Source organism: Klebsiella sp. 141198, from assembly GCF_050600785.1.
Taxonomy (GTDB): domain Bacteria; phylum Pseudomonadota; class Gammaproteobacteria; order Enterobacterales; family Enterobacteriaceae; genus Klebsiella; species Klebsiella aerogenes.
Genome location: NZ_JAQIRM010000002.1, coordinates 644,122 through 668,542, shown reverse-complemented (window position 1 = coordinate 668,542; position 24,421 = coordinate 644,122). Strand labels below are relative to the sequence as shown.

General features: G+C 55.8%; 21 protein-coding genes. 8 read left to right on the top strand and 13 right to left on the bottom strand.

What is annotated here, in order from left to right:
- Window positions 1-113: 113 nt before the first annotated feature.
- The 3 genes from rsuA (at window position 114) to PGR10_RS08450 (ending at window position 2,702) form a co-directional block, all read left to right on the top strand.
- Window positions 114-833, top strand: coding sequence for a 16S rRNA pseudouridine(516) synthase RsuA (gene rsuA, locus PGR10_RS08460; RefSeq protein WP_430923345.1), 720 nt, complete (start codon window positions 114-116; stop codon window positions 831-833).
- Window positions 830-2,026 carry a Bcr/CflA family multidrug efflux MFS transporter gene (locus tag PGR10_RS08455; RefSeq protein WP_087860143.1) on the top strand — a complete coding sequence of 399 codons (1,197 nt, stop codon included), beginning with the start codon at window positions 830-832 and terminating at the stop codon, window positions 2,024-2,026. The genes rsuA and PGR10_RS08455 overlap by 4 nt, the downstream gene beginning before the upstream one ends.
- A gap of 331 nt (window positions 2,027-2,357) precedes the next feature.
- Window positions 2,358-2,702 (top strand): YejG family protein, encoded by a 345-nt coding sequence (locus tag PGR10_RS08450; RefSeq protein WP_015365678.1) that lies wholly within the window; start codon window positions 2,358-2,360, stop codon window positions 2,700-2,702.
- Between the two features lie 3 nt (window positions 2,703-2,705).
- Here the strand turns inward: PGR10_RS08450 and yejF are convergent, their stop codons facing one another.
- The 9 genes from yejF to PGR10_RS08405 all read right to left on the bottom strand — a co-directional run bounded on the left by yejF (window position 2,706) and on the right by PGR10_RS08405 (window position 14,367).
- Window positions 2,706-4,295 (bottom strand): microcin C ABC transporter ATP-binding protein YejF, encoded by a 1,590-nt coding sequence (gene yejF, locus PGR10_RS08445; RefSeq protein ID WP_113374350.1) that lies wholly within the window; start codon window positions 4,293-4,295, stop codon window positions 2,706-2,708.
- Between the two features lies 1 nt (window position 4,296).
- Window positions 4,297-5,322 carry a microcin C ABC transporter permease gene (locus PGR10_RS08440; RefSeq protein WP_047043209.1) on the bottom strand — a complete coding sequence of 342 codons (1,026 nt, stop codon included), beginning with the start codon at window positions 5,320-5,322 and terminating at the stop codon, window positions 4,297-4,299.
- Entirely contained in the window at window positions 5,322-6,416 is a 1,095-nt protein-coding gene (locus tag PGR10_RS08435) for a microcin C ABC transporter permease YejB (protein WP_113374351.1), read from the bottom strand. Before PGR10_RS08435 ends, PGR10_RS08440 begins: the two co-directional genes overlap by 1 nt.
- Window positions 6,417-6,425: 9 nt before the next feature.
- Window positions 6,426-8,231, bottom strand: a complete 1,806-nt coding sequence (locus PGR10_RS08430) for an extracellular solute-binding protein (protein WP_430923344.1) — start codon at window positions 8,229-8,231, stop codon at window positions 6,426-6,428.
- A 57-nt stretch (window positions 8,232-8,288) separates the two neighbouring features.
- Entirely contained in the window at window positions 8,289-9,851 is a 1,563-nt protein-coding gene (locus PGR10_RS08425) for a cyclic di-GMP phosphodiesterase (protein WP_430923343.1), read from the bottom strand.
- Window positions 9,852-10,055: 204 nt separating this feature from the next.
- Complete coding sequence (gene mepS, locus PGR10_RS08420; RefSeq protein ID WP_047043201.1) at window positions 10,056-10,625, bottom strand: bifunctional murein DD-endopeptidase/murein LD-carboxypeptidase; 570 nt, start codon at window positions 10,623-10,625, stop codon at window positions 10,056-10,058.
- Between the two features lie 426 nt (window positions 10,626-11,051).
- Complete coding sequence (locus PGR10_RS08415; protein WP_213316962.1) at window positions 11,052-11,759, bottom strand: phosphatase PAP2 family protein; 708 nt, start codon at window positions 11,757-11,759, stop codon at window positions 11,052-11,054.
- A gap of 42 nt (window positions 11,760-11,801) precedes the next feature.
- Complete coding sequence (locus tag PGR10_RS08410) at window positions 11,802-12,779, bottom strand: CobW family GTP-binding protein (RefSeq protein ID WP_430923342.1); 978 nt, start codon at window positions 12,777-12,779, stop codon at window positions 11,802-11,804.
- 121 nt (window positions 12,780-12,900) lie between these two features.
- Window positions 12,901-14,367 (bottom strand): mannitol dehydrogenase family protein, encoded by a 1,467-nt coding sequence (locus tag PGR10_RS08405; protein WP_213316964.1) that lies wholly within the window; start codon window positions 14,365-14,367, stop codon window positions 12,901-12,903.
- A 206-nt stretch (window positions 14,368-14,573) separates the two neighbouring features.
- Between PGR10_RS08405 and uxuA the strand changes: the two genes are divergently transcribed.
- Window positions 14,574-15,764, top strand: a complete 1,191-nt coding sequence (gene uxuA, locus PGR10_RS08400; RefSeq protein ID WP_213794373.1) for a mannonate dehydratase — start codon at window positions 14,574-14,576, stop codon at window positions 15,762-15,764.
- A gap of 156 nt (window positions 15,765-15,920) precedes the next feature.
- Here the strand turns inward: uxuA and yeiP are convergent, their stop codons facing one another.
- Window positions 15,921-16,493 (bottom strand): elongation factor P-like protein YeiP, encoded by a 573-nt coding sequence (gene yeiP, locus PGR10_RS08395; protein WP_015365690.1) that lies wholly within the window; start codon window positions 16,491-16,493, stop codon window positions 15,921-15,923.
- A 205-nt stretch (window positions 16,494-16,698) separates the two neighbouring features.
- Between yeiP and PGR10_RS08390 the strand changes: the two genes are divergently transcribed.
- On the top strand, window positions 16,699-16,953 hold the full coding sequence (locus tag PGR10_RS08390) for a YkgJ family cysteine cluster protein (protein ID WP_045391329.1): 255 nt from the start codon (window positions 16,699-16,701) through the stop codon (window positions 16,951-16,953).
- On the opposite strand, the gene setB is transcribed toward PGR10_RS08390, so the two are convergent.
- Window positions 16,950-18,131: a sugar efflux transporter SetB gene (gene setB, locus PGR10_RS08385; protein WP_430923340.1), complete on the bottom strand. Its 1,182-nt coding sequence runs from the start codon at window positions 18,129-18,131 to the stop codon at window positions 16,950-16,952. The genes PGR10_RS08390 and setB overlap by 4 nt on opposite strands.
- 330 nt (window positions 18,132-18,461) lie before the next feature.
- Here setB and fruB point away from each other — a divergent pair, with 330 nt between their 5' ends.
- The 3 genes from fruB to fruA are packed head-to-tail and all read left to right on the top strand — an operon-like array spanning window position 18,462 to window position 22,242.
- Window positions 18,462-19,592, top strand: a complete 1,131-nt coding sequence (gene fruB, locus PGR10_RS08380) for a fused PTS fructose transporter subunit IIA/HPr protein (protein ID WP_087860153.1) — start codon at window positions 18,462-18,464, stop codon at window positions 19,590-19,592.
- Window positions 19,593-20,531, top strand: a complete 939-nt coding sequence (gene fruK / locus PGR10_RS08375; RefSeq protein WP_015365695.1) for a 1-phosphofructokinase — start codon at window positions 19,593-19,595, stop codon at window positions 20,529-20,531. It begins immediately after the preceding gene.
- Between the two features lie 16 nt (window positions 20,532-20,547).
- On the top strand, window positions 20,548-22,242 hold the full coding sequence (fruA, locus tag PGR10_RS08370; RefSeq protein ID WP_430923339.1) for a PTS fructose transporter subunit IIBC: 1,695 nt from the start codon (window positions 20,548-20,550) through the stop codon (window positions 22,240-22,242).
- Window positions 22,243-22,295: 53 nt separating this feature from the next.
- Here fruA and nfo read toward each other — a convergent pair whose 3' ends face one another.
- Together nfo and PGR10_RS08360 are read right to left on the bottom strand one after the other, a co-directional pair.
- Window positions 22,296-23,150: a deoxyribonuclease IV gene (gene nfo / locus PGR10_RS08365; RefSeq protein ID WP_020078284.1), complete on the bottom strand. Its 855-nt coding sequence runs from the start codon at window positions 23,148-23,150 to the stop codon at window positions 22,296-22,298.
- Between the two features lie 96 nt (window positions 23,151-23,246).
- Window positions 23,247-24,296, bottom strand: a complete 1,050-nt coding sequence (locus PGR10_RS08360; RefSeq protein WP_113374360.1) for a YeiH family protein — start codon at window positions 24,294-24,296, stop codon at window positions 23,247-23,249.
- Window positions 24,297-24,421: the final 125 nt, after the last annotated feature.

Genomic DNA, 24,421 nt, shown 5'->3' with positions numbered 1-24,421 from the left:
GCCATGAATCTTTTCCCTTGAGTGGTGTTAAGAGCCCGTTATACTAACCAATGGAATTCTTCTTTTTCGGGCGAATTGCCCGCTCCAGCATTATTACAGGCTAAAAAAATCTCATGCGACTTGATAAGTTTATCGCTCAGCAGCTTGGCGTCAGCCGTGCTATTGCCGGGCGTGAAATCCGCGGTAGCCGCGTTACCGTGGACGGCGACATTGTGAAAGATGCCTCTTTTAAGCTCCAGCCGGAGCACGAGGTGGAATATGACGGCAATACGCTGACCCAGCAGCACGGCCCCCGTTACTTTATGCTCAACAAGCCGCAGGGTTATGTCTGTTCAACAGACGATCCCGATCATCCAACGGTCCTCTATTTCCTCGATGAGCCGGTTGCCCATAAGCTGCACGCCGCCGGGCGTCTGGATATCGACACCACCGGTCTGGTACTGATGACCGATGATGGGCAGTGGTCACATCGCATTACTTCGCCGCGCCATCACTGCGAAAAAACCTATCTGGTGGAGCTGGAAAACCCGCTTGAAGAGGGCGTCGCCGAGCAGTTTGCCAAAGGCGTGCAGCTGCATAATGAAAAAGATCTCACCAAACCTGCTGTCCTCGAAGTCATCACTCCGACAGAAGTGCGCCTGACCATCAGCGAAGGCCGCTACCACCAGGTAAAACGCATGTTCGCGGCGGTGGGTAACCACGTCGTGGGATTACATCGCGAGCGTATCGGCGACATTACCCTCGATGCGTCGCTGGAGCCCGGCGAATACCGTCCGCTGACGGTGGACGAAATCGCCAGCGTTGGCGCCCCACAAGCACGGAGTAAAACGTGACGACAAAGCAGAATTCTTCATTGGGGATTGTGTTTATTCTTGGTCTGTTGGCCATGTTAATGCCGCTGTCGATTGATATGTATCTGCCGGCGCTGCCGGTCATCTCGTCGCAGTTCAACGTGCCGGACGGCAGCGCGCAAATGACGCTCAGTACCTATATTCTGGGCTTTGCGCTGGGGCAGTTGCTATACGGGCCGATGGCCGACAGCGTTGGCCGTAAACCGGTGATCCTCGGCGGGACGCTGATATTCGCCGCGGCGGCGGTGGCCTGCGCGTTGTCGCAGACCATCGAGATGCTGATTACTATGCGTTTCTTCCACGGCCTGGCGGCCGCGGCGGCCAGCGTGGTGATCAACGCCCTGATGCGCGATATCTACCCGAAAGAAGAGTTCTCGCGCATGATGTCGTTTGTCATGCTGGTCACCACCATTGCGCCGCTGGTGGCGCCGATGGTCGGCGGCGCGGTACTGGTGTGGTTCAGCTGGCACGCGATTTTCTGGATCCTGGCGCTGGCTGCGCTGCTGGCATCGGCGATGATCGCTTTCTTTATTAGCGAGACGCTGCCGGTAGAAAGGCGGCAGAAATTTCATATTCGCACCACGCTTGGCAACTTCGCCACCTTGTTTCGCCACAAGCGGGTGCTCAGCTATATGCTGGCCAGCGGCTTTAGTTTCGCCGGCATGTTTTCATTCCTCAGCGCGGGTCCATTCGTCTACATCAACATTAATCACGTGTCGCCGCAGCACTTTGGCTACTATTTTGCGCTGAATATCGTGTTCCTGTTCATCATGACCATCATTAACAGCCGCTTTGTTCGCCGGGTCGGCGCATTGAACATGTTCCGCGCCGGGCTGTGGATCCAGCTGGCGATGGCGGTGTGGATGGTGGTGTGCGCGCTACTTGATGTTGGTTTCTGGTCGCTGGTGGTGGGCGTGGCGGCGTTCGTCGGCTGCGTATCAATGGTCTCCTCTAACGCCATGGCGGTGATCCTCGACGAGTTTCCGCATATGGCGGGAACCGCATCGTCGTTGGCCGGAACATTTCGTTTTGGGATTGGCGCGATTATCGGCGCGTTGCTGTCGATGGCCACCTTTACCACCGCCTGGCCGATGCTGATTTCTATCGCTTTTTGCGCCGCGAGCTCCATTCTCTTCTATCTGTACGCCAGCCGGCGACGAAAAGTCGCACATTAAGTCACATTTTCAGGGGCGATTTCCGCCCCTTTTTTGATACATATCAACCGAAATCGGCTTCCCTGTTTAGCTATTTGTTTCTTTTATGTAAAATCAATTAGTGTAAAAAGTCGCAATGTTGCGATAAAAAAGTTGTTTTGGATCACAGAAACGGGTACATATAGCCGCGAACTGTTTCCGCAAGGCAACTATAAAGTTCTGGATAATAAGCTGTTAGCCCTGGCCCGATGCGGGTGTAAGCGTTTTCTAAGCTGTTGCAGGACTATTTGTCAACAATGTGTTAATATTGATGTAAATTTATTGTGAAGCCTTTTGCTTCCGGGGAAACCAAGTGAATACACAGCAACTCTCTATCGTACACCGACTGCCGCAGAGCTATCGCTGGCTGGCCGGTTTTGCGGGTTCAAGAGTTGAACCGATTCCGCAAAACGGCGCTGAGGGCGAAAATAGCCTGGTGGCATTAAAATTGCTCAGCCCGGACGGCGAGAAAGCGTGGCCGGTGATGCGCACGCTGAGCCAGGCGCTGAGCGACATCGAAGTGGATTGTTCCATTCTCGAGTGTGAAGGCGAGCCGTGCCTGTTCGTTAATATGCAGGATGAGTTTGCCGCTACCTGTCGTCTGAAAAATTTCGGCGTGGCCATTGCCGAGCCTTTTTCTGGCAACAACCCCTTCTGACCGTCAGCTTAACGCCAGCAGCTGGCGGGTGTACTCCTGACGCGGTGCCGTAAATACGCGCTCGCATTCACCCTGCTCGACGACTTCTCCCTGCCGCAGCACTATCACCTGATGACAGAGCGTCCGCACAACACGTAAATCATGGCTGATAAACAGATAGGCCAGCTGATGCTTTTGTTGTAGCGTCTTCAGCAGCGCCAGGATCTGCGCCTGCACGGTTTTATCCAGCGATGAAGTTGGTTCATCTAACACAATCAGCTGCGGTTTGACGATCAGCGCCCGGGCAATGGCAATACGCTGGCGCTGGCCGCCAGAGAATTCCGCCGGATAGCGCTGTCGCGTCGCGGGGTCGAGTCCCACTTCTTGCATCACCTGAATTACCGCGTGTTCACGTTCCGCGGGCGTCAGCGTCGGCTGGTGAACGCGTAATCCTTCCTCGATAATCTGCAGGGCGCTCAGGCGCGGGTTGAGCGAGGAATTCGGATCCTGAAAGACGACCTGAATGCGTCGGCGCAGCGGCAGCATTTGGCGGCGATTTCGCCCCTGGATCGACTCGCCGGCAAACTGCATTTCTCCGCTGGAGTTAATCAGCCGCAGCAGCGCCAGGCCGGTGGTGCTTTTTCCGGAACCCGACTCTCCCACCAGCCCCAGCGTTTCTCCGGCCCGCAAGGTAAAAGTCAGATGGTTGACCACCCGATTGTGATCGACCACCCGGCGCAGGATCCCTTTGCGGATAGGGAAGGCGACATTGAGATCGCGGGCCTGTAGTAGGATGGGCGCGTCGGCGGGCAGCGGTACCGGTTTGCCGGTCGGTTCGCTATCCAGCAGGCGGCGGGTATACGGATGCGCGGGCGCCTGAAACAGCTCCCGGCAGCCGTTTTGTTCGACGCAGCGGCCGTTTTGCATCACCGCCACCCGGTCGGCAAGCTGGCGGACAATACTCAGATTGTGGGTGATGAACAACATCCCCATGTTGAGCTCATGCTTCAGTTCGCGCAGCAGTTGCAGAATCTGCGCCTGTACCGAGACGTCCAGCGCGGTGGTCGGTTCATCGGCAATGAGCAGCTCCGGGCGCGTCAGCAGCGCCATGGCGATCATTACCCGTTGGCGTTCGCCGCCGGAAAGCTGGTGCGGATAGTCGGCAAGCCGCCGTGAAGCATTACGGATCCCAACCCGGTCCAGACAGTCGAGGATTTCGCCGCGCGCCGCCTCTTTGCGCATGCCGCGGTGCAGCGAGAGCACCTCGTACAGCTGTTTCTCCAGATTATGCAGCGGATTGAGCGACACCATCGGCTCCTGGAAAATCATCGCGATGCGGTTGCCGCGGATCCCGCGCAGGGTTCGTTCATCGGCGTGCAGCAATGATTGACCGTGAAAGCGAATATCGCCGCTGGGATAGCTGACCGGCGGCGAGGGCAGGAGGCGCAGCACCGACAGCGCGGAGACGCTCTTGCCGGAGCCTGATTCGCCGACCAACGCCAGCGTTTCACCTGCGGCAATCCGCAGCGTCAGGTTGCTGACGACCGTCTGGCTTGCTCCCTGCTGGCGGAAGGCGATAGAGAGGTCGTCAATGTCTAATAACGGCTGGCTCATGTTATACCGCCTTACTCGGATCGAAGGCGTCGCGGACCGCTTCGCCGATAAAAATCAGCAACGTCAGCAGCACCGCCACCGACAAAAATGCCGCCATCCCCAGCCACGGCGCCTGCAGGTTATTTTTCCCCTGCAGTAGCAGTTCGCCCAGCGACGGCGAGCCTAGCGGCAGGCCAAAGCCGAGAAAATCGAGCGAGGTCAGGGTGGTTATCGAACTGCACAAAATAAACGGCAGGAAGGTGAGGGTGGCGACCATCGCATTCGGCAGCATATGGCGCAGGATAATATGGCGATCGCTGACCCCCAGCGCCTGTGCGGCGCGAATATAATCGTAGTTACGAGTGCGCAGGAATTCGGCGCGAACCACCCCGACCAGCGTCATCCAGCCAAATAAAACAGTGATCGCCAGCAGCCACCAGAAATCAGGTTGCACCACGCTTGAGAGCAGAATAATTAAAAATAGCGTCGGCATTCCGGACCATACTTCGATAAAACGCTGCCCCCACAGATCGAGCTTCCCGCCGTAATAGCCCTGTAGCGCCCCGGCAAGTACGCCAAGCACGCTGGAAAAGAGCGTCAGCAGCAGGCCGAATAATAATGAGATCCGCGCGCCATAGAGGATCCGCGCGAATACATCGCCGCCGTTAGCGTCGGTACCCAGCCAGTTGTGCCGGGACGGTGGCGAAGGGAAGGGGCTGTCGGTGGCGAAATTGATGCTGGTGGCGCCGAAACGCACCGGAGCCCACAGCACCCAGCCGTTTTCCGCCAGCCGTTTTTGCAGCCAGGGATCCTGATAGTCGGCGGCGGTGGCAAAATCACCGCCGAAGGTTGTTTCGCTATAGGTTTTCAGCGCCGGTACGTACAAACTGCCGCGATACTGCACCAGCAGTGGCTTATCGTTGGCGATAAGCTCGGCGCACAGGCTACAAATAAACAGCGCCAGGAAGATCCATAGCGACCAGTAGCCGCGGCGATTGTGGCGAAAACGCGCCCAGCGAGCCTGATTAACGGGGGAGAGAAATGACATTAGCGGCCCTCGAAATCGATACGCGGATCGACCAGCGTATAGCTGATGTCGCTGACAATGTTTAATAACAGGCCGATTAACGTGAAGATATACAGAGTGCCGAACATCACCGGGTAATCACGCGACACGGTGGCTTCGTAGCCGAGCAGCCCAAGACCATTGAGCGAGAACATCACCTCAATCAGCAGCGAACCGGTAAAGAACATGCTGATAAAAGTGGCGGGAAAACCGGCAATCACCAGCAGCATGGCGTTGCGGAAAACGTGTTTCCACAGGATCTGTTTTTCCCCGACGCCTTTAGCGCGGGCCGTCACCACATACTGCTTGCGGATCTCATCAAGGAAACTGTTTTTAGTCAGCATCGTCAGGGCGGCGAAACCGCCGATCACCGTCGCCAGCACCGGTAAGGTGATATGCCAGAGATAGTCTGCGATCTTCTGATACCACAGCAGGCTATCAAAATTAGCGGAGACCAGGCCGCGCAGCGGAAAAAGATCGAAATAGCTGCCGCCGGCGAAGATCACGATCAGTAATATCGCGAACAGAAATGCCGGGATGGCGTAACCGATGATGATAAATGTGCTGCTCCAGACGTCGAAATGGCTGCCGTTACTGACGGCTTTACGGATCCCCAGCGGTATCGACACCAGGTAGATAATCAGCGTGCTCCACAGGCCGAGGGTAATAGACACCGGCAGGCTGTCTTTAATTAACTGTAGCACCGAGGCGCTGCGAAACAGGCTATCGCCAAAATCAAAACGCAGATAGTCGCCGAGCATCTTAAAGTAGCGTTCGTGAATCGGTTTATCGAAGCCGTAGCGGTGGGTGATTTCGGCAATCACTTCCGGATCGAGCCCACGTCCGCCGCGATAATGGCCTTCACTGATATTGCCGACGCCGGTACGCGCATGGCTGGCGCCCATACCGCTATCTCCTGCGCCGGGCAACCCGCTGCGGTCGCCGAACTCCACGGCGGCGATCGCCTGATCGACCGGACCGCCTGGCGCAATCTGCACGATAAAAAAATTGATGGTGATGATGGCCCAGAGCGTCGGGATCACCAGTAATAGTCGGCGGAGCAGGTAGGCGCCCATCTTAAATCCTTAACGTCGGTCCGCGGGAAGCCTGGCGGCTTTGTTAACATCGTACCACCAGCCATCAAAACCGGAGGAGTAGGTTGGGCGAGTTTGCGGGAAGGAGAACTTATTCCAGTAGGCCGTCCTGTCCTGCGCCATATACCACATCGGCAGCATGTAATAGTTCCAGGTCAGCACCCGGTCGAGTGCGCGGCCCAGCGGCAGAAGCTTCTGTTTGTTGCCCTGCCAGCGCACGATCTGCGCAATCAACGCGTCGACCGCCGGGTTTTGCACTCCCGGCGCGTTATAGCTGGAGTTAATATAGTCCGAGGCCCACGAAACCTGTAAACCCGTATCTGGCCAGGCGGTGGCGCGCCACAGTGAGGGCATCATGTCGTAATCGCGGCTCCGCAGTCGGCTGTTGGCCTGGGAGTTATCCACCTGACGGATATCCATCGTCACGCCTAAACGCTGCAAATTATGCTGGAACGGTAATACCCAACTGACGTTGCCGCCGGAGGCGAGCAGCAGCTCAAAACGCAGCGGTTTGCCGGTTTTGGCATTAACGCGCTGACGATTTTTTAGCACCCATCCCGCCTGGTTCAACAGGGCATCTGCTTTAAGTAAATTGGCGCGATCGAAACCATCGCCGTTGGAAACGGGCGGCTGATAAATCCGGGTAAAGACCTCTGGCGGCAAATCTTTTTTCAACGGCGCCAGCAAAGTGAGTTCATCGGCCTTCGGGTAATCACGAGCGGCATATTCTGTATTCTGAAAGTAACTGTTTGGCCGACTGTAGGCGCCGTAAAACAGCGCCTTATTCATCCATTCGAAATCAAATGCAAGGGTGATGGCTTCACGCACCTGGCGGTCGGCAAAGACCGGGCGCTGAGTATTAAAAGCCAGCCAGCGGGTATCCTTTGCCGAGGTAGTCGTGCGATCGTCTTTCACTATATAACCGTTGCTAAAGTTGCGCCCGATATAGCGCGTCGCCCAGTTTTTTGTCGAACTCTCCTCGCGCATATCTACCGCTCCGGCTTTGAAGGCTTCGAAAGCGACGTTATCGTCGAGATAGTAGTCATAGCGAATCGTGTCGAAGTTCCAGCGTCCGCGGTTCACCGGCAGGTCGGCGGCCCAGTATTTCTCGACTCGCGAATAGACAATATATTGCCCCATCCGCCAACTGCTGATGCGATAGGGGCCACTGGCGAGCGGCGGTGTTGAAAGGGGATCGCTCAGTTTATGATGGCGCCAGAATGACGCGGGCATTACCGGCAGCGACAGCAGGCTGAGCATATTTTCTTTGCCCGGCTTGGCCAGTTCAATGCGCACCGTCAGCGGGGCGATGGCTTTGACGGTCGTTCCTTTATAGATAAGACGAAACTGCGGCACCCCTTCGGTCATAAATTTGTGGAAGGTGAAAGCAACGTCGCTGGCGGTAATCGGGCTACCGTCATGAAAGCGGGCTCGCGGGTTGAGGGTAATTTCCATCCACGAGAAATCATCAGTAAAGCGCGCGCGATCGGCAATCAGCGGGTAGTAGCTGCCCGGTTCATCGTCTGAGGTGGTAAACAGAGTGTCATACAGCGCATCGGTACGTACGCCGGGATTACCGCGCAGGGCGTAGCGGTTGAAATTGTCAAAGGTGCCAATGGCGGCAAGCGTAATACTGCCGCCTTTGGGCGCGTCCGGGTTGACGTAATCGAAGTGATGAAAGTCAACGGCATACTTTGGCTCGCCGATAATAGCGAACGCCTCGCTCTCTTTAATGGTTTGCGCCTGGCTACTAAGGCTAAATAAAGCCAGCAGCAGCAGGCCGATGCGCGCAAACATAGTTGGAATATCATCCTCTGACCATTAACCCCGGTAGTTTCGCATCATAAGCGACCCTCAGCGGCTTGTGAAATAATTTGCCGGCTCATCATGGGCGGCAACCAGTTTCTCCAGCGGCAGCGGGCGGCTGAAGCAGTAACCTTGTAGATATTTCACGCCGTGAGCGCGCAGCCATTCCGCCTGCTCCGGCGTTTCTACGCCTTCAGCCACGGTTTTCAGCTGCAGACGGCGGCTAAGCGTTAAGACCGCATCCAGGACGGGAGAGGTGACGGTTTCGGTACCGATCGCCTGTACAAAACCACGATCGATCTTCAGATAATCAAAGTTATAGCGCTCCAGATAAATCAGCGCGCTGTGGCCGGTACCAAAATCATCAATAGCAATTTCGAAGCCCTGCTGATGCAGCCACTCAAAAATGGCCATCGACTGGTTTTTATCGATCATCGAGCGTTCGGTTATTTCCAGCACGACGTCGAAGTAGTTTGCGGGTAACGCGGCGGCAAAACGTTGCATATCTTGCTGAAAATCGGCGGCATGCAGGTGGGTGGGCGAGATATTCAGGCCAAGCTTGGTACCGCGCGGCAAAATACGCTGCAGAGTCGGCGCGTCGCGGGCGATCAACATTAACAGGTGATGGGTAAGCGGCACGATCATTTGCTGCGTTTCCGCCAGATTAATAAAGACGTCTGGCGGGATCTCGCCAACCACCGGATGCCGCCAGCGCATCAGCACTTCAACGCCGCTAATCTGCAGGGTGTCGGCTCTTACCACCGGCTGGTAGACCACGTAGAACTGGTTGTTTTTGATCCCCAGCTGGATTGATTTCCGCGGATCGGATTTGATCGTCAAAATGTAGTAGCTGAGTAAGCCTGCGAGCATACCGCATACCACGCCAAGCAGCAGGGCGAACTGGGTATTCTCGCCAAGCCAGCTGTTGGAAAAGAGATACACTTTTAGCGGTAGCCCCGGAACCTGAATCTGGCGTATCGGCTCATTGGGCAATGATAGCGGGTCGATAATTTTGCTGCTGAAGGTAGAAATCGCAGTATGGCCGATGGCCAGCGCAATACCGTTGAAGTCATTCTGCCGTGCGGTATAGAGGATATAAGGCGTCAGGTTAGCATTGATGGATACAAAAATGCCGCTGTCTCGATCGCCGGGACGTTGCACCCACATTGCCAACGCGGCGGTGTCCGGCATCATCGGTGTGCCCTGGAGGATGGCCATATCCAGGGGTTTATTGATATCAAGCTGCGGTATCAATTGTTTAAACGGTGTGTTCATTGCGCCGGTGGCGGATGAACAGAACGCTTTACCGTTTTTCACCAGCAGGAAGGCGCGTACGTTCGGACTGAAGGCGGCGCTGGCAGCCAGGCCGGAGTCAATATGCTCACAGGGTTGATCGAGCAGAGGCTGCAGGCCCTCGATGGTTTCGCTTAAATCGGCGAAATAACTATTAAGGTAGTGACTGACGTTATTGATTATCTGATCGAAACGTTCAGAGCGGTTGTGGTAGATAACCATAAACTGGATGCTGCCGGCCAGTAGCGCGACGGCAACGCCAATGCAAATACTGGTAAGCCAGATTTTACGTCGGGGTGAAAAGTAGCGGGTTAGCATAGGCCAGAATCTGTCCGTATTATTGAATCATGCCAATGGGGTGCCAGAAGAGTATGGTTCCATTTCCTTTAAAAGGCATAGCTTGTAAAGACATAGCTTATTTTGCGGAGTTCATCGGCGGAAAAGCAAAAAAAACACTGCCGGGGCAGTGTTTTTTTCATTTCTTACCGTCAGCCAAGGGATAACCGACGGTAAGAAGAAGGATCAGGAACGACTCAGAACGCGACGCGCTTCGTTATAGCGCTTTTTCCAGTATGGCTCATCCAGGCTTGAGATGGTGACGCCGCTGCTGGTAGAGGCATGTACAAACTGGTTGTTGCCGATGTAGATACCAACATGACGGCCCGTAGAGCCAGCACGGAACAGCACTAAATCACCGGTACGCAGTTGAGTGCGCGAAATCGATTTGCCGGAATCCTGCTGCTCGGAAGTTGAGCGTGGCAGTTCCAGACCAAATTGTTCACGGAAAGTACGCTGCACGAACGCCGAGCAATCGATCCCTTTCCGGGTGCTGCCGCCAAGGCGGTAACGCACGCCTTTCCAGCTAGCATACTGGTCCATCAAGCGGGACTTCACGTCCAGGTTGCTGACCATTTTTTCAAATTCATCCTGAGAGGCTTGCAGTGATGATAAATCTCCACTACCCACAGCATGCGTCTCAGAATGCATATTCTTGGCGGTACTTGTTGAACTACACGCGGAAAGCAGAACCGCAACTGCAATCGCGGGGACGACCCGCAAGATATATCTCAAAATCGGCTGAGATTTGACCATTATGTTTATTTTCCCTTGTTGTCCTTAACGACAATGTCGTTATAAAAAATGCCAAACGTGGTAGAGCCTAGATTCCAGAAAGCAATGAGACAATTCCTTAAGCCTAAAAATGTGGAGTACCGCACATTTTTATTCAGATGATGAATTGTGTTGCTTGGGAAGGCAAAACGAGAAAGAGATTACCCTATCAAACGTGGGATGGCGAGCGGTTTTGCGCGATTTCTTATAAGTATTTTTGCGACAAAAAGTGAATCATCGGCAAAGGGGAAAATAGCGCCTTTTTTGGCTGAAAAATATGCAATATCTTCATTTCAATGATGATTAATGTGACAGGAAGATGATGTCGCGAATAAATCATCAGCAAATATAAAAAAAGGGGTCAGAACGACCCCTTATGGATAATATTAATAAAATGTAAAAATGATCTTATTTTTTTGCTATTCCACCCGGAAGCGAACGGTCAAACCAGGCGATCAACTTATCGGAAAGCGAGGTCATTAATACCCACGGCGCGCCTATCAGCACCGCGCTGAGCGAACCTACGGCAATATCGGTGAACCAATGGGCGCCGATCATCACTCGCGGGAAAGCAAAAACCACAAAAATAACCAGTGCAATGATAAATGCCCGGCGGCCGAAATATCGCCACATAAACGAGGCGAAAATGAGCAACATCATGCCGTGGTCGCCCGGAAAGCTATCTTTTGAAGCGTCTTTGGTTGGCAGTGAGACCATGTCGCTGACTTTCGTAATATCGGTAAAGAACAACGAAGGGCTGGCGCGCTGTACCGGCATCAAATGCTGGGCAAGTTGATTGATAATCACCGCCGCGAGCAACATCACCAGCCCCATAAGGATAATGCGGCGGCGTTCAGCGCTCTGCGCTTTGATCCAAAAATTGAGCATCAGACAGCCCATCGCCAGCAGCGAGCAGGCGTCGAAAGCGCGATTGTTGATGATGGCTAACAGCCAGGCATACGCGTGGTTGGTGCTCACGCCCTGGTTAAAGAAGTGAAAAATAGCCGAGTCAAGCGGGAACCAGAAACCGTGGTTTGCCGGTAGATACCAGGAACAAAATAAGGCCACGCCCGCGGCGTTCAGCAGCAAGATTAGGGGTATACGGTTTTTAGTCATAACGAATGCGATTTTTTTAAACAGCGGCCAAAAATAGCCGCATTAACTTAAACGAAGCTTCAACAGCGAGGACTGCAGGGTATTCCAGTCAACTTCTGACTCGGAAATCAGTTCGATGCGGCTATCCGGCGGCGGCGCGTTTTGGGTTTCGATGTGCAGATCGAGTCCCTGGCGGTTGATTCGCACCAATCCTTCAGCGATACGCATCACGCCTTTCACCCGGCCAACCGGCGCCAGGCGCGCCCATTCCAGCAACCCAACGGTGTCAAATTGGGTATCAGCATCAAAAATCCAGCCGCAGGCATGGTATCCCTGGCCGCTGTTAACACTGCGACGCCAGCGTTGATGCGCCGGTAGATTTAACGCCGCCAAACCCTGCTTTTGTCCGTGACTGTGCACGTGGTCCGGGCTTGCCGGCAGCGGCGCGGTGTTGCGGCGCGGCAGATCCAGCAGCGCGCGATCGATATTGCCTTGGGTGGCGGTCACCTGCAGGCGCTCGCCGGCGTACTGTTGCCACCAGTTGGCAAAAGCGGCATCGCTTTCCGGCGTCGCACGGTCGCTTTTATTAGCCACGATCACGTCGGCTGCGGCCAGTTGGTCGCGGAAATTTTCATTAGCGACGATCTTCTCTTCCAGCAGCTGGCGCGGATCCAGGATGCACAGCGTCGCGCGCAGATCGATCCAGGGGTCATAGACGGCAGCGGTGAGGATATCGAGAATTTGCTTCGGATGGCCCAGTCCGGTTGGCTCAATCAGCAGACGATCCGGCTTTCCCTGACGCAGCAGCGTATTGAGCCCAACCTGCATCGGCAGACCGTTGACACAGCACATGCAGCCGCCGGGGATCTCTTTTAGCAACGCGCCGCTTTCCGCCAGCAGGGCGCCGTCGATGCCGACTTCGCCGAACTCGTTGACCAGCACGGCCCATTTTTCATTTGCAGGCTTGTGGGCCAGTAAATGAAGAATCGAGGTCGTTTTGCCGCTGCCGAGAAAGCCCGTGATCAGGTTAGTTTTGGTCACAATTTCTCCAGCATAGAAATGTAATGTTGTAACAGTTGCGACTATCCTGACGAAAAAAAGGGGAAAAGAGAAGGGTTACTGCGGACAGAAAAGCATTCTGTCCGCTAAACAGCAGAAATTGTTAATTACGCAGCGCGGTAGCCACGGCTTCGCGGGCACCCGATTTAGCCAGTTGATGCCAGGCTGAAGTGATTTCCTCGACAAACAGTGGGTTGCCCGGCAGGTCCTGACCAAATATCTCCTGCAGGTTAAGCAGGGCGCTGACGCGCTCGTCCGGCTGGCTGGTAGCGACCAACTGTTTGATTTTGTCGACCAGCGGGTCGCGCACGTCAATGGCCTGCCCGGCGTCGTCGACGCCGCTTACATAACGCATCCAGCCAGCCACGCCCAGCGCCAGCAGCGGCCAGCGGCTGCCGTTTGCCAGATGAACGCGAATACTATCGAGCATCCTCTGCGGCAGCTTTTGGCTGCCGTCCATGGCGATTTGCCAGGTACGATGCTTTAACGCCGGATTGGCGAAGCGCGTTATCAGGCTGTCGGCATAGGCGACTAAATCCACGCCGGTAATCGATAGCGTTGGCGCTTGTTCATCCAGCATCAGGCGGCGGGCGGCATGGCGGAAAACATCATCCTGCATGCAGTCGCTAACGTGCGCGTGCCCCGCCAGGTAGCCCAGCCAGGCGAGGAAGGAGTGGCTACCGTTGAGCATCCGTAGTTTCATTTGTTCCCACGGCAGGACGTCGCGGGTCATCTGTACCCCCGCCGTTTCCCAGGCCGGGCGTCCAGCGACAAAATTGTCTTCCACAACCCATTGAATAAACGGTTCGCAGCTGATGGCGCAGGGATCTTCAACGCCCAGCACGGAGGCAATCTCCGCCAAAGATTCTTCGGTGGCGGCCGGGACGATGCGGTCAACCATGGTGCCGGGGAAGCTGACATGTTCAGCAATCCAGTTTGCCAACTCCTGGCTTCGTTTCTCCGCCATACCGAGGACGGCGTTTTTCACGACGTGACCATTGTCGGGAATATTGTCGCAGGACAGAACGGTAAAAGGGGCGAGTCCGCGTTCGCGGCGGCGATTGAGCGCTTCAACTAAAATACCGGGAGCCGACTGCGGCAGCGTCGGGTTTTCCAGATCGTTAACGATGCGCGGCTGGGTTGGATCCAGTTTACCGGTCGCCGGATCGATGCAATAACCTTTCTCGGTGATCGTCAGCGAAACGATAGCCACCTGCGGTTCGCAAAATTTTTCGATAATCGCTGCCAGAGAATCAAGTCTGGCATTCAGGCATTCATGTACTGCGCCAACCACGATCGGCTGGTTACCCTCAGCGCCTTTTTCCAGCACCGTAAACAGGTGGTCCTGCGCACGCAGTTGGCTCATCAGCTTATCGCCGCTGAACAGGCTGATTTCACAAATTCCCCAGTCGCCGCCGCTGGCGTTAAGTACCCGGTCGGTCAGCAGCGCCTGATGCGCGCGGTGAAACGCGCCAAAACCCAAATGTACGATACGCGAGCGCAATTGGCGGCGATCGTACTGCGGAAGTTGTACGCTTGCGGGTAGCGCGGCGGTAGCGATAGTTGTCATTTTTATACACCTGATTAACCAATGATTAACATGAGGTAGTGTAAAGTTATATGACAGCAATTTAAATTGGTAAGCCGAATTTATCCGCTTAGTGTGAGCTGGATCAATCAATGATACGGGCGAAATTGACCATTCAGCAGAAGCATGTATGGTAGTCGTCATAAGGTTTCACATTATTGGTATAACAACTTAAAGAGGGCATTGCGATGGAGCAAACCTGGCGTTGGTATGGACCGAACGATCCGGTATCGCTTGATGATGTGCGCCAGGCGGGCGCCACGGGCGTCGTGACCGCGTTGCATCACATTCCTAATGGTCAGGTCTGGCCGGTTGAAGAGATTCAGCAGCGTTTAGCGCTGCTGGCGGAAAAAGGCCTGAGCTGGTCGGTGGTTGAAAGTATCCCGGTTCATGAAGATATCAAAACCCACAGCGGGCAATATGAGACGTGGATTGCCAACTACCAGCAGAGCATCCGCAATCTGGCGGCCTGCGGTATTGATACCGTGTGCTATAACTTCATGCCGATTCTGGACTGGACGCGTACCGATCTGGAATATCAGCTGGCCGATGGCTCCAAAGCGCTGCGTTTTGACCAGATTGCTTTCGCCGCTTTTGAACTGCACATCCTTAAACGTCCGGGCGCCGAAGCTGACTACAGCGCTGAAGAACAGCAGCAGGCTGAAGTTTACTTTAAGGCGATGAGCGAGGCGGATATCGACAAGCTGACCCGCAATATCATCGCTGGCCTGCCGGGAGCGGAAGAGGGCTATACCCTCGATCAGTTCCGCGCTCGTCTGGCGGAGTATGACCACATCGATAAAGCGCAGCTGCGTGAGAACATGGCTTACTTCCTGCGGGCGATTGTGCCGGTGTGCGAAGAAGTCGGCGTGCGTCTGGCGGTTCACCCGGACGATCCGCCGCGTCCGATCCTCGGCCTGCCGCGTATCGTGTCGACGATCGACGATATGCAGTGGTTGAAAGAGACGGTAGACAGCATTTATAACGGCTTTACCATGTGTACCGGATCCTACGGCGTGCGCGCCGATAACGATCTGGTGAAGATGGTGGAAACCTTCGGCGATCGTATCCACTTTACCCATTTGCGTTCTACCTGCCGTGAAGAGAATCCTAAAACCTTCCACGAGGCGGCGCATCTGAATGGCGACGTCAATATGGTGGCGGTGGTCAATGCGATCCTCAGCGAAGAGCTGCGTCGTAAGAAAGCCGGCGATCTGCGCCCGATTCCGTTCCGTCCGGATCACGGCCATCAGATGCTTGACGATCTGCGTAAGAAAACTAATCCCGGTTATTCGGCGATTGGCCGCCTGAAAGGCATGGCGGAAGTGCGAGGCGTTGAGCTGGCGCTGAAGATGACCAAATACCCTGAGCTGCTGTAATCGGGGTGTGAGGGAAAGCAAAAGGACAGCCAACGGCTGTCCTTTTTTGTGCCTGATATCGGCAGCGAGTAGCCTGGATAAGGCGCGCAGCGCCGCCATCCGGGACATTCCCCGGCCTGCGCTACGCTGGGCCGGGCAACCGTCAGAGGAGGGTGGTTAGTCCGCGCGGCCCATATAGCGGCACTCTTCGATATGAATGCGGATTTTCTCACCGCTGGTCAGGTATTCCGGAACCTGAATGACCAGCCCGGTGCTCATAGTGGCCGGTTTGGTGCGCGAGCTGGCGGAAGCGCCTTTGATACCCGGTGCGGTTTCTACGATTTCCAGGTCAACGGTCTGCGGCAGCTCCAGCGCCAACAGCTGGCCATCCCAGGTCAGAACCTGCATATCCGGCATGCCGCCTTCCGGGATAAACTGCAGCTCTTCTTCGATCTGCTCTTTGGTGAAGGTATACGGGGTATAGTCTTCTTTATCCATGAATACATATTCGTTGCCATCGACGTAGGAGAAATCAACGAAACGACGGGTCAGGGTGACGGTATCAACAATATCGTCGCCCTTAAAACGCTCTTCTACTTTCAGGCCGGTACGCACGTCGGAAAAACGCATTTTATACAGCGTTGCTGCGCCACGGGCGCTTGGCGACTGAATATCAATATTTTTAACAATCAGCAGTTTGCCGTTGTAATTCAGCACCATACCTTTTTTAATTTCATTCGCTCTTGGCATTGCAGTAATCCTGTCACTTAAAGGGTCAAAAATATCGCGTAAAACTACTCGCGCCGGGCCTTTCAGGCAAGCGGAATTCGCGACTTTTGCTATCTCCTGGCAAATCTTCGATCGGCGCTGCTGAAAAAGCCGTTTCGCCAGCTTCAGCTTTCCTGATAGCCGATATTTTGCTACTGTCCGCCTCCCACTCATTAAGGAGTCAGGTATGGAATGTCGCCCGGACTGCGGAGCCTGTTGCACCGCGCCGTCCATCTCAAGCCCCATTCCCGGAATGCCTGACGGCAAGCCGGCAAATACACCGTGCGTGCAGCTGGATGAACATCTGCGTTGCAAGATTTTTGCCTCGCCGCTGCGCCCTAAAGTCTGCGCGGGTTTACAACCGACGGCGGAAATGTGCGGCAGCACGCGTCAGCAGGCGATGGCTTATCTCATTCATCTCGAAGCGCTGACCGCGCCCTAAACGTCTTTAATACGCCACAGGCAGACCTGGGCGATAATTCCCATCACTAGCGCAATCCAGAACACCGCGTGATAGCTCCAGATTTCCGCGACGACGCCCGCCAGCGAGCCGGCGATGATCCAGCCGACGCGCGTGGTATTGGTATACAGCGTGGTCGCCGCGCCCGCCTGACCCGGCATCAGATCCTGAAAATAGAGCATACCGATGCCGGCCAGGATCCCGATGTAAATCGCGTTCAGCGCCTGCATCCCCAGCAGCAGGACTGGAGTATGGACAGTCAGCATACCGACATAAAACAGCAGCCCGGCAAGCGCGGCAATGCGCATCAGCAAGCGCTTACCAAAGCGTTTCGCGTAATACCCGGCAATCAGCATGGTGGGGATTTCCAGCCCGGCGGCGGTCCCCATCATCAGCCCGGCCAGTTTCTCCGGCAGATGCAGTTCATTAATGATAAACAGCGGCATATTAATGATATAGAGGCTGTTGGTGCCCCACATTAACGTACAGATGCTGAACAGCAGCAGCGCATCGCGGCGGTTGGTGCGCGGCGCTTCAAGATGGCCACCGGCGGTTTTGCTCTCTTTACGCATGCTGGGCAGGAAGAACCAGACCATCAGCGCGCAGACGATAAACGCCACGGCGGCGCTGAGATACATCACGGTAAAACCAAAACCCATCGCCAGCGCGTAGGCCAGCGGTGGGCCGATCACCCACGCCAGCGAGACCTGCGCGCGCAGAATGGAACTGAACATCACCGCCTCGCGCCCGGTTTTGTCCGCGTGTTCGCGGGCGAGGGCGAACATTTGCGGGTTGGCGGTAGAGCCAAAGCTACTGAGAAAGACGCCGACGAACAGCAGAATAAAGTAGTTGCGGTTCCAGGCGAACAGCACGCAGGCAAGCACCCCCAGCAGGCAGCAGGCGACAATCAGCTGCTTGCGATCGCCTTTACGATCGGAACGCCCGGCAAGAAACTGACTTACCAGAATACCGATGACCGCGCTGCCGGTAAAAAAGAAGCCGACCATTGCCGGGCGCACGTGCACCTCATTGGTCAAAAACAGGCTCAGGGTCGGGGTTTGTAAGGCCCCGGCGATCCCCGTCAGAAAGGCGACGATAAGAAAAGCGGAGGAGGTTAAGTCGAACCCGCGGCGGGGAAGGGCGGCGCTACTGTTTTGCATGCTGGAATATCATTGGTTTCAGGAGAGGCGAAGTTTACGCCGACACCCATAAAATGAATAGTGGTATGGCACGAAAAATTAAAAAGGCGTTTCAAATTATGTCGTTCAGCAAAATGCTGAAGCCAATGGCGCATTTCACCATTAGCTTCAGCAAAAATGTGCGGTATCTCTAAATTCTGTTATCAGCCTTCGGAGTTTACTTGCGCAGTGCGCAAGAAAGGTACAGACTCATTGAAACGTTTCAGCGTCATCAGAGTATTATCCAGTCATCGGGTGGCGTATTTTTTCTCATGTTAGCTGAAACGATTCAATTCAGCGGAGAGGAGAACTATGTTCCAGTTATCTGTACAGGATATCCATCCCGGCCAGCAGGCCGCGAATAAAGAAGAGGCAATACGTCAGATTGCTGGCGCGCTGGTTAGCGCGGGTAATGTGGCTGACGGCTACGTTAACGGTATGCTTGCCCGCGAGCAGCAGACCTCCACTTTCCTCGGCAATGGCATCGCCATCCCGCACGGCACCACCGATACCCGCGACCAGGTTCTGAAAACCGGTGTCCAGGTGTATCAGTTCCCGCAGGGCGTGACCTGGGGAGAAGGGCAAACCGCTTATGTGGCGATCGGTATTGCCGCCAGCTCCGACGAGCATCTCGGTCTGCTGCGTCAGTTGACGCACGTCCTGAGCGACGACTCGGTGGCTGAACAGCTGAGAACCGTCACCACCGCAGAAGATCTGCGGGCTCTGCTGATGGGTGAAAAGCAAAGCGAAGCGCTGAAGCTCGACAACGAAACGTTGAGCCTGGACGTGGTCGCCAACGATCTGCTGACGCTGCAGGCGCTGAACGCCGCGCGGCTGAAAGAAGCGGGGGCGGTAAACGCCGACTTCGTCAGCCGTACCATTAACGATGCGCCGCTCAATCTGGGCCAGGGGATCTGGTTGAACGATTGTGCGCAAGGCAACCTGCGCAGCGCCGTTGCCGTGAGTCGCGCTGCCAATGCCTTTACCGCTGATGGGCAGCCGGTAGCGCTGCTGATCACCGTCGCGATGGCCGATGAGCAGCCGACCGCGGTGCTTAATCGCCTGAGCAATCTGCTCATTGATAAAAAAGCGGAGCATCTGCTGAAAGCCGACGCCGCCACGCTGCTGGCGCTGCTGACCAGCGACGACGCCATTGCTGAAGACGTGCTGAATGCTGAATTTGTAGTACGCAACGAGCACGGGCTGCACGCGCGTCCGGGCACGATGCTGGTTAATACGATTAAACAATTCTCCAGCGACATTACCGTCACCAACCTCGACGGTTCCGGCAAGCCGGCCAATGGCCGCAGCCTGATGAAGGTCGTGGCGCTGGGCGTGAAAAAAGGTCACCGTCTGCGTTTTACCGCGCAGGGTGAAGATGCGCAACAAGCGCTGGATGCGATTGGCGAAGCGATCGCCGCAGGCCTTGGGGAGGGCGCATAAATGAGCAGACGTGTAGCAACAATTACTTTAAATCCGGCGTACGACCTGGTGGGCTTCACCCCGGAAATCGAACGTGGCGAAGTGAACCTGGTACGTACCACCGGCCTGCATGCGGCAGGTAAAGGTATCAACGTGGCGAAGGTGCTGAAAGATCTCGGCATCGACGTCACCGTCGGCGGCTTCCTCGGTAAAGATAACCAGGATGGCTTCCAGCAGCTGTTCAGCGAGCTGGGCATCGCCAACCGCTTCCAGGTGGTGCAGGGGCGTACCCGTATCAACGTCAAGCTGACGGAAAAAGACGGCGAAGTGACCGATTTCAACTTCTCCGGTTTTGAAGTGACTCCGGCGGATTGGGAGCGTTTCGTTAATGATTCTCTGAGCTGGCTGGGGCAGTTCGATATGGTTTGCGTCAGCGGCAGCCTGCCGTCCGGCGTGAGTCCGGAAGCCTTTACCGATTGGATGACGCGCCTGCGCAGCCAGTGCCCGTGCATTATTTTCGATAGTAGCCGCGAAGCGCTGGTCGCCGGACTGAAAGCCGCGCCGTGGCTGGTAAAACCAAACCGCCGCGAGCTGGAAATCTGGGCTGGCCGCAAGCTGCCGGAGATGAAAGATGTCATCGACGCCGCCCATGCGCTGCGCGAGCAAGGTATTGCCCACGTGGTGATTTCGCTGGGCGAAGAGGGCGCGCTGTGGGTTAACGCCTCCGGCGAATGGATTGCCAAACCGCCTTCAGTCGAGGTTGTCAGCACCGTAGGCGCCGGTGATTCGATGGTCGGCGGCCTGATTTACGGCCTGCTGATGCGTGAATCCAGCGAGCATACCCTGCGCCTGGCTACCGCCGTCGCCGCCCTGGCCGTTAGCCAGAGCAACGTTGGCATTACCGATCGTACCCAGTTGGCCGCAATGATGGCGCGCGTCGACTTACAACCCTTTAATTGACAGCAGGAGAGGCATAATGAAAACGCTGCTGATTATTGATGCCGGGCTTGGACAGGCTCGCGCCTACATGGCGAAGACCCTGCTCAGCGCCGCGGCGCAGAAAGCGCACCTTGAGCTGATTGATAACCCGAACGATGCCGAACTGGCCATCGTGCTGGGGACCGCGCTGCCGGCAGATAGCGCGCTGAATGGTAAAAACGTCTTTCTGGGCGATATTAACCGTGCTGTCGCCCATCCGGAGCTGTTCCTGGGGGAAGCGAAAGATCACGCTAAGCCGTACGTTGCGCCAGCGGCGGTAGCCGTTCCGGCCGCGGCTCAGGGCCAGAAACGTATTGTCGCCGTCACCGCTTGTCCGACCGGCGTTGCCCATACCTTTATGGCGGCCGAAGCCATTGAAACCGAGGCCAAAAAACGCGGCTGGTGGGTGAAAGTGGAAACCCGTGGCTCAGTGGGGGCCGGTAATGCCATTACTCCGGAAGAGGTGGAGCAGGCGGATCTGGTGATCGTCGCCGCCGATATCGAAGTCGATCTGGCGAAGTTCGCTGGTAAACCGATGTATCGCACCACTACCGGACTGGCGCTGAAGAAAACCGCGCAGGAACTGGATAAAGCCGTTGCGGAAGCAAAACCGTACCAGCCATCCGGCAAACCGCAGGCGTCCGGTGAAGGTAAAAAAGAGTCGGCTGGCGCCTATCGTCACCTGCTGACCGGCGTCTCCTACATGCTGCCGATGGTGGTCGCGGGCGGCCTGTGTATCGCGCTGTCGTTCGCGTTCGGTATTAAAGCGTTTGAAGTGAAAGACACCATGGCGGCGGCGTTGATGCAAATCGGCGGCGGTTCAGCCTTTGCGCTGATGGTGCCGGTACTGGCGGGCTTTATCGCTTTCTCCATCGCTGACCGTCCGGGTCTGACGCCTGGTCTTATCGGCGGTATGCTGGCCGTCAGCGGCGGCTCCGGTTTTATCGGCGGTATCATCGCCGGTTTTCTTGCCGGTTACGTGGCGAAGTTAATCAGCACTAAGCTGAAACTGCCGCAGAGTATGGAAGCATTGAAGCCGATTCTGATCATTCCGTTGATTTCCAGCCTGATTGTTGGTCTGGCGATGATCTACCTGATCGGCAAACCGGTGGCGGGTATCCTGGCCGGGCTTACCCACTGGCTGCAAACTATGGGGACGGCGAACGCAGTACTGCTCGGCGCGATCCTCGGCGGCATGATGTGTACCGATATGGGCGGCCCGGTGAACAAAGCGGCTTATGCCTTCGGTGTGGGTCTGTTGAGTACTCAAACCTACGCGCCGATGGCGGCGATTATGGCGGCCGGTATGGTGCCACCGCTGGCGCTTGGCCTGGCGACGCTGATTGCCCGCAACAAGTTCGACAAATCACAGCGTGAAGGCGGTAAAGCGGCGTTGGTTCTGGGGCTGTGCTTCATTACCGAAGGGGCGATTCCATTCGCCGCTCGCGACCCGATGCGCGTACTGCCTTGCTGTATCGTAGGCGGCGCGGTGACCGGCGCTATCTCGATGGCGGTAGGCGCGAAACTGATGGCGCCGCACGGCGGTCTGTTCGTCCTGCTGATCCCAGGCGCCATCACTCCGGTGCTGGGTTATCTGCTGGCGATTATTGCCGGTACGCTGGTCGCGGGTCTCTCTTACGCGGTGCTGAAGCGTCCGGAAGCGCCTGCAGCGGAAGTTGAAAAAGCGGCATAATATAAGCGTAATAAAAAAGGGCCGATTCATCGGCCCTTTTTTTGTTCCTGAATTCAGGCCACTTCGGCGGTCTGCTGCGCCCGCAGCCAGGCAATTTCTTCCGCCCAGATATCCGGGTTAATGGTTTCCAGAATCAGCGGGATACCATCGAAACGGTTATCCTGCATGATCCAACGAAAAGCATCATGGCCGATATTGCCTTCACCCAGGCTATGGTGACGGTCGACGCGGCTGCCAAAAGCGCTTTTGGCATCATTCAGATGCATGCCGCGCAGATACTGGAAGCCGACGATTCGTTCGAATTCGGCAAAGGTCTTTTCACACTCCTCCGCGCTGCGTAGATCATAACCGGCGGCGAAAGCGTGGCAAGTATCAATGCAGACGCCAACGCGGGATTTGTCCTCAACGCCGTCAATGATGGCGGCCAGATGTTCAAATTTAAACCCGAGATTGCTGCCCTGGCCGGCGGTATTTTCGATAACCGCGGTCACGCCTTCGGTTTTCGCCAGCGCGATGTTGATGGATTCAGCGATACGCGCCAGGCATTCATCTTCCGGGATCTGCTGCAGGTGGCTGCCCGGATGGAAGTTGAGCAGCGTTAATCCCAACTGCTGGCAGCGGGTTAATTCATCGATAAACGCCTCGCGAGATTTCTCCAGCGCTTCTTCGACCGGATGACCGAGGTTAATGAGGTAGCTGTCGTGCGGCAGGATCTGCCCCGGGCCGAAGTGATATTTTTCGCAGGCGGCTTTGAATTCGGCAATCGCTTCGTCGGTGAGCGGCGCGGCGCGCCATTGACGCTGATTTTTGGTGAACAGGGCGAATGCGGTCGCTTCGATTTCGGCGGCGCGGATGGCGGCATTGGCCAACCCGCCGGAGGCGCTAACGTGCGCTCCAATGTATTTCATAAAAAACTCCAGTTAAGCCGCTGGGGGGAGGGTAATGATAGCGGCTTAACCGGAGAGTTACAGCAATGAATGAATATCGATGAGGAAACTTACTGTTTAACCAATCAGGTGGTGGATAGCGAAGTTAATCGCGGCTCCGCCAACAATTAGCCAGACGAACAGTACCAGCGCCATCAGCAGCGGCTTCGCACCGGCTTTTTTCAGCGCGCTGACGTGGGTGGTTAAGCCCAGCGCGGCCATTGCCATCGCCAGCAGTACGGTATCGAGGGTGACCAGCATATCGACTACGGCTTTTGGCAGCAGATGGAAGGAGTTAAACACCGCCACCAGAATAAACAGGATGGCAAACCACGGAATGGTGATTTTGCTCTTTTCGCCGTTACCGGCTGGCGCCAGCTGTTTTACACGAGCGGCGATGAACAGCAGGAACGGAGCCAGCATCATCACGCGCAGCATTTTGGCGATAACCGCGGCATTTTCGGCATCCGGGCTAACCGCATGACCGGCGGCAACGACCTGGGCGACTTCATGCATGGTGGAGCCCATATAGATGCCGTAAGTTTCCGGAGTGAACCAGTGCGCCAGCAGCGGATACATCGCCGGGTAGAGGAAGATGGCGATAGTACCGAAGATAACCACTGTCGCCACGGCGACCGTCACTTTACTGGCTTCGGCTTTGACGACCGGCTCGGTAGCCAGAACCGCCGCGGCGCCGCAGATGCTGCTACCGGCGCCGATAAGCCAGCTGGTGTGTTTATCGAGCCCGAAAACCTTCTGCCCGAGGAAACAGGCGATAAAGAAGGTGCTGGACAGCGTCAGCACGTCAATCAGGATCCCGCTGACGCCGACGTCAGCAATCTGGGCAAACGTCAGACGAAAACCATAAAGAATGATCCCCAGGCGCAGCAGATACTGCTTGGCGAAAATCACCCCGCCGTCGCAGGACTGCCAAATTTTGGGATAAACGGTGTTACCGACCACCATGCCGAACAAGATAGCCAGCGTTAGCGCGCTGAAGCCCGCGCCGGCGATTGCAGGGAAACTGCCTGCCCACAGGGCGGCGCCGGTCAACGCGGCGGTCAGCGCCAGGCCTGGGACGAAATGCCACAGGGTGCGATGTTTAGTGGGTAAAGTGAGTGCTGTCATAACCTTCTCCTTTGTCTGGGCAAAGAATACGACTGACTGGTTTAAAAATAAAATTGATTATATATTTATAATCTATCGGAATAAGTGATAAACCCTTCATCCTTCGCGCTGCAGGTGTGTTGGCT

What these genes read in the sequence shown, in the direction of transcription:
- rsuA (WP_430923345.1), top strand. Translation starts at nt 114, where the DNA reads ATGCGACTTGATAAGTTTATCGCTCAGCAGCTTGGCGTCAGCCGTGCT.
- yejF (WP_113374350.1), bottom strand. Translation starts at nt 4,295, where the DNA reads ATGAGCCAGCCGTTATTAGACATTGACGACCTCTCTATCGCCTTCCGC.
- PGR10_RS08440 (WP_047043209.1), bottom strand. Translation starts at nt 5,322, where the DNA reads ATGTCATTTCTCTCCCCCGTTAATCAGGCTCGCTGGGCGCGTTTTCGC.
- PGR10_RS08435 (WP_113374351.1), bottom strand. Translation starts at nt 6,416, where the DNA reads ATGGGCGCCTACCTGCTCCGCCGACTATTACTGGTGATCCCGACGCTC.
- PGR10_RS08430 (WP_430923344.1), bottom strand. Translation starts at nt 8,231, where the DNA reads ATGTTTGCGCGCATCGGCCTGCTGCTGCTGGCTTTATTTAGCCTTAGT.
- PGR10_RS08425 (WP_430923343.1), bottom strand. Translation starts at nt 9,851, where the DNA reads ATGCTAACCCGCTACTTTTCACCCCGACGTAAAATCTGGCTTACCAGT.
- mepS (WP_047043201.1), bottom strand. Translation starts at nt 10,625, where the DNA reads ATGGTCAAATCTCAGCCGATTTTGAGATATATCTTGCGGGTCGTCCCC.
- PGR10_RS08415 (WP_213316962.1), bottom strand. Translation starts at nt 11,759, where the DNA reads ATGACTAAAAACCGTATACCCCTAATCTTGCTGCTGAACGCCGCGGGC.
- PGR10_RS08405 (WP_213316964.1), bottom strand. Translation starts at nt 14,367, where the DNA reads ATGACAACTATCGCTACCGCCGCGCTACCCGCAAGCGTACAACTTCCG.
- uxuA (WP_213794373.1), top strand. Translation starts at nt 14,574, where the DNA reads ATGGAGCAAACCTGGCGTTGGTATGGACCGAACGATCCGGTATCGCTT.
- yeiP (WP_015365690.1), bottom strand. Translation starts at nt 16,493, where the DNA reads ATGCCAAGAGCGAATGAAATTAAAAAAGGTATGGTGCTGAATTACAAC.
- PGR10_RS08390 (WP_045391329.1), top strand. Translation starts at nt 16,699, where the DNA reads ATGGAATGTCGCCCGGACTGCGGAGCCTGTTGCACCGCGCCGTCCATC.
- setB (WP_430923340.1), bottom strand. Translation starts at nt 18,131, where the DNA reads ATGCAAAACAGTAGCGCCGCCCTTCCCCGCCGCGGGTTCGACTTAACC.
- fruB (WP_087860153.1), top strand. Translation starts at nt 18,462, where the DNA reads ATGTTCCAGTTATCTGTACAGGATATCCATCCCGGCCAGCAGGCCGCG.
- fruK (WP_015365695.1), top strand. Translation starts at nt 19,593, where the DNA reads ATGAGCAGACGTGTAGCAACAATTACTTTAAATCCGGCGTACGACCTG.
- fruA (WP_430923339.1), top strand. Translation starts at nt 20,548, where the DNA reads ATGAAAACGCTGCTGATTATTGATGCCGGGCTTGGACAGGCTCGCGCC.
- nfo (WP_020078284.1), bottom strand. Translation starts at nt 23,150, where the DNA reads ATGAAATACATTGGAGCGCACGTTAGCGCCTCCGGCGGGTTGGCCAAT.
- PGR10_RS08360 (WP_113374360.1), bottom strand. Translation starts at nt 24,296, where the DNA reads ATGACAGCACTCACTTTACCCACTAAACATCGCACCCTGTGGCATTTC.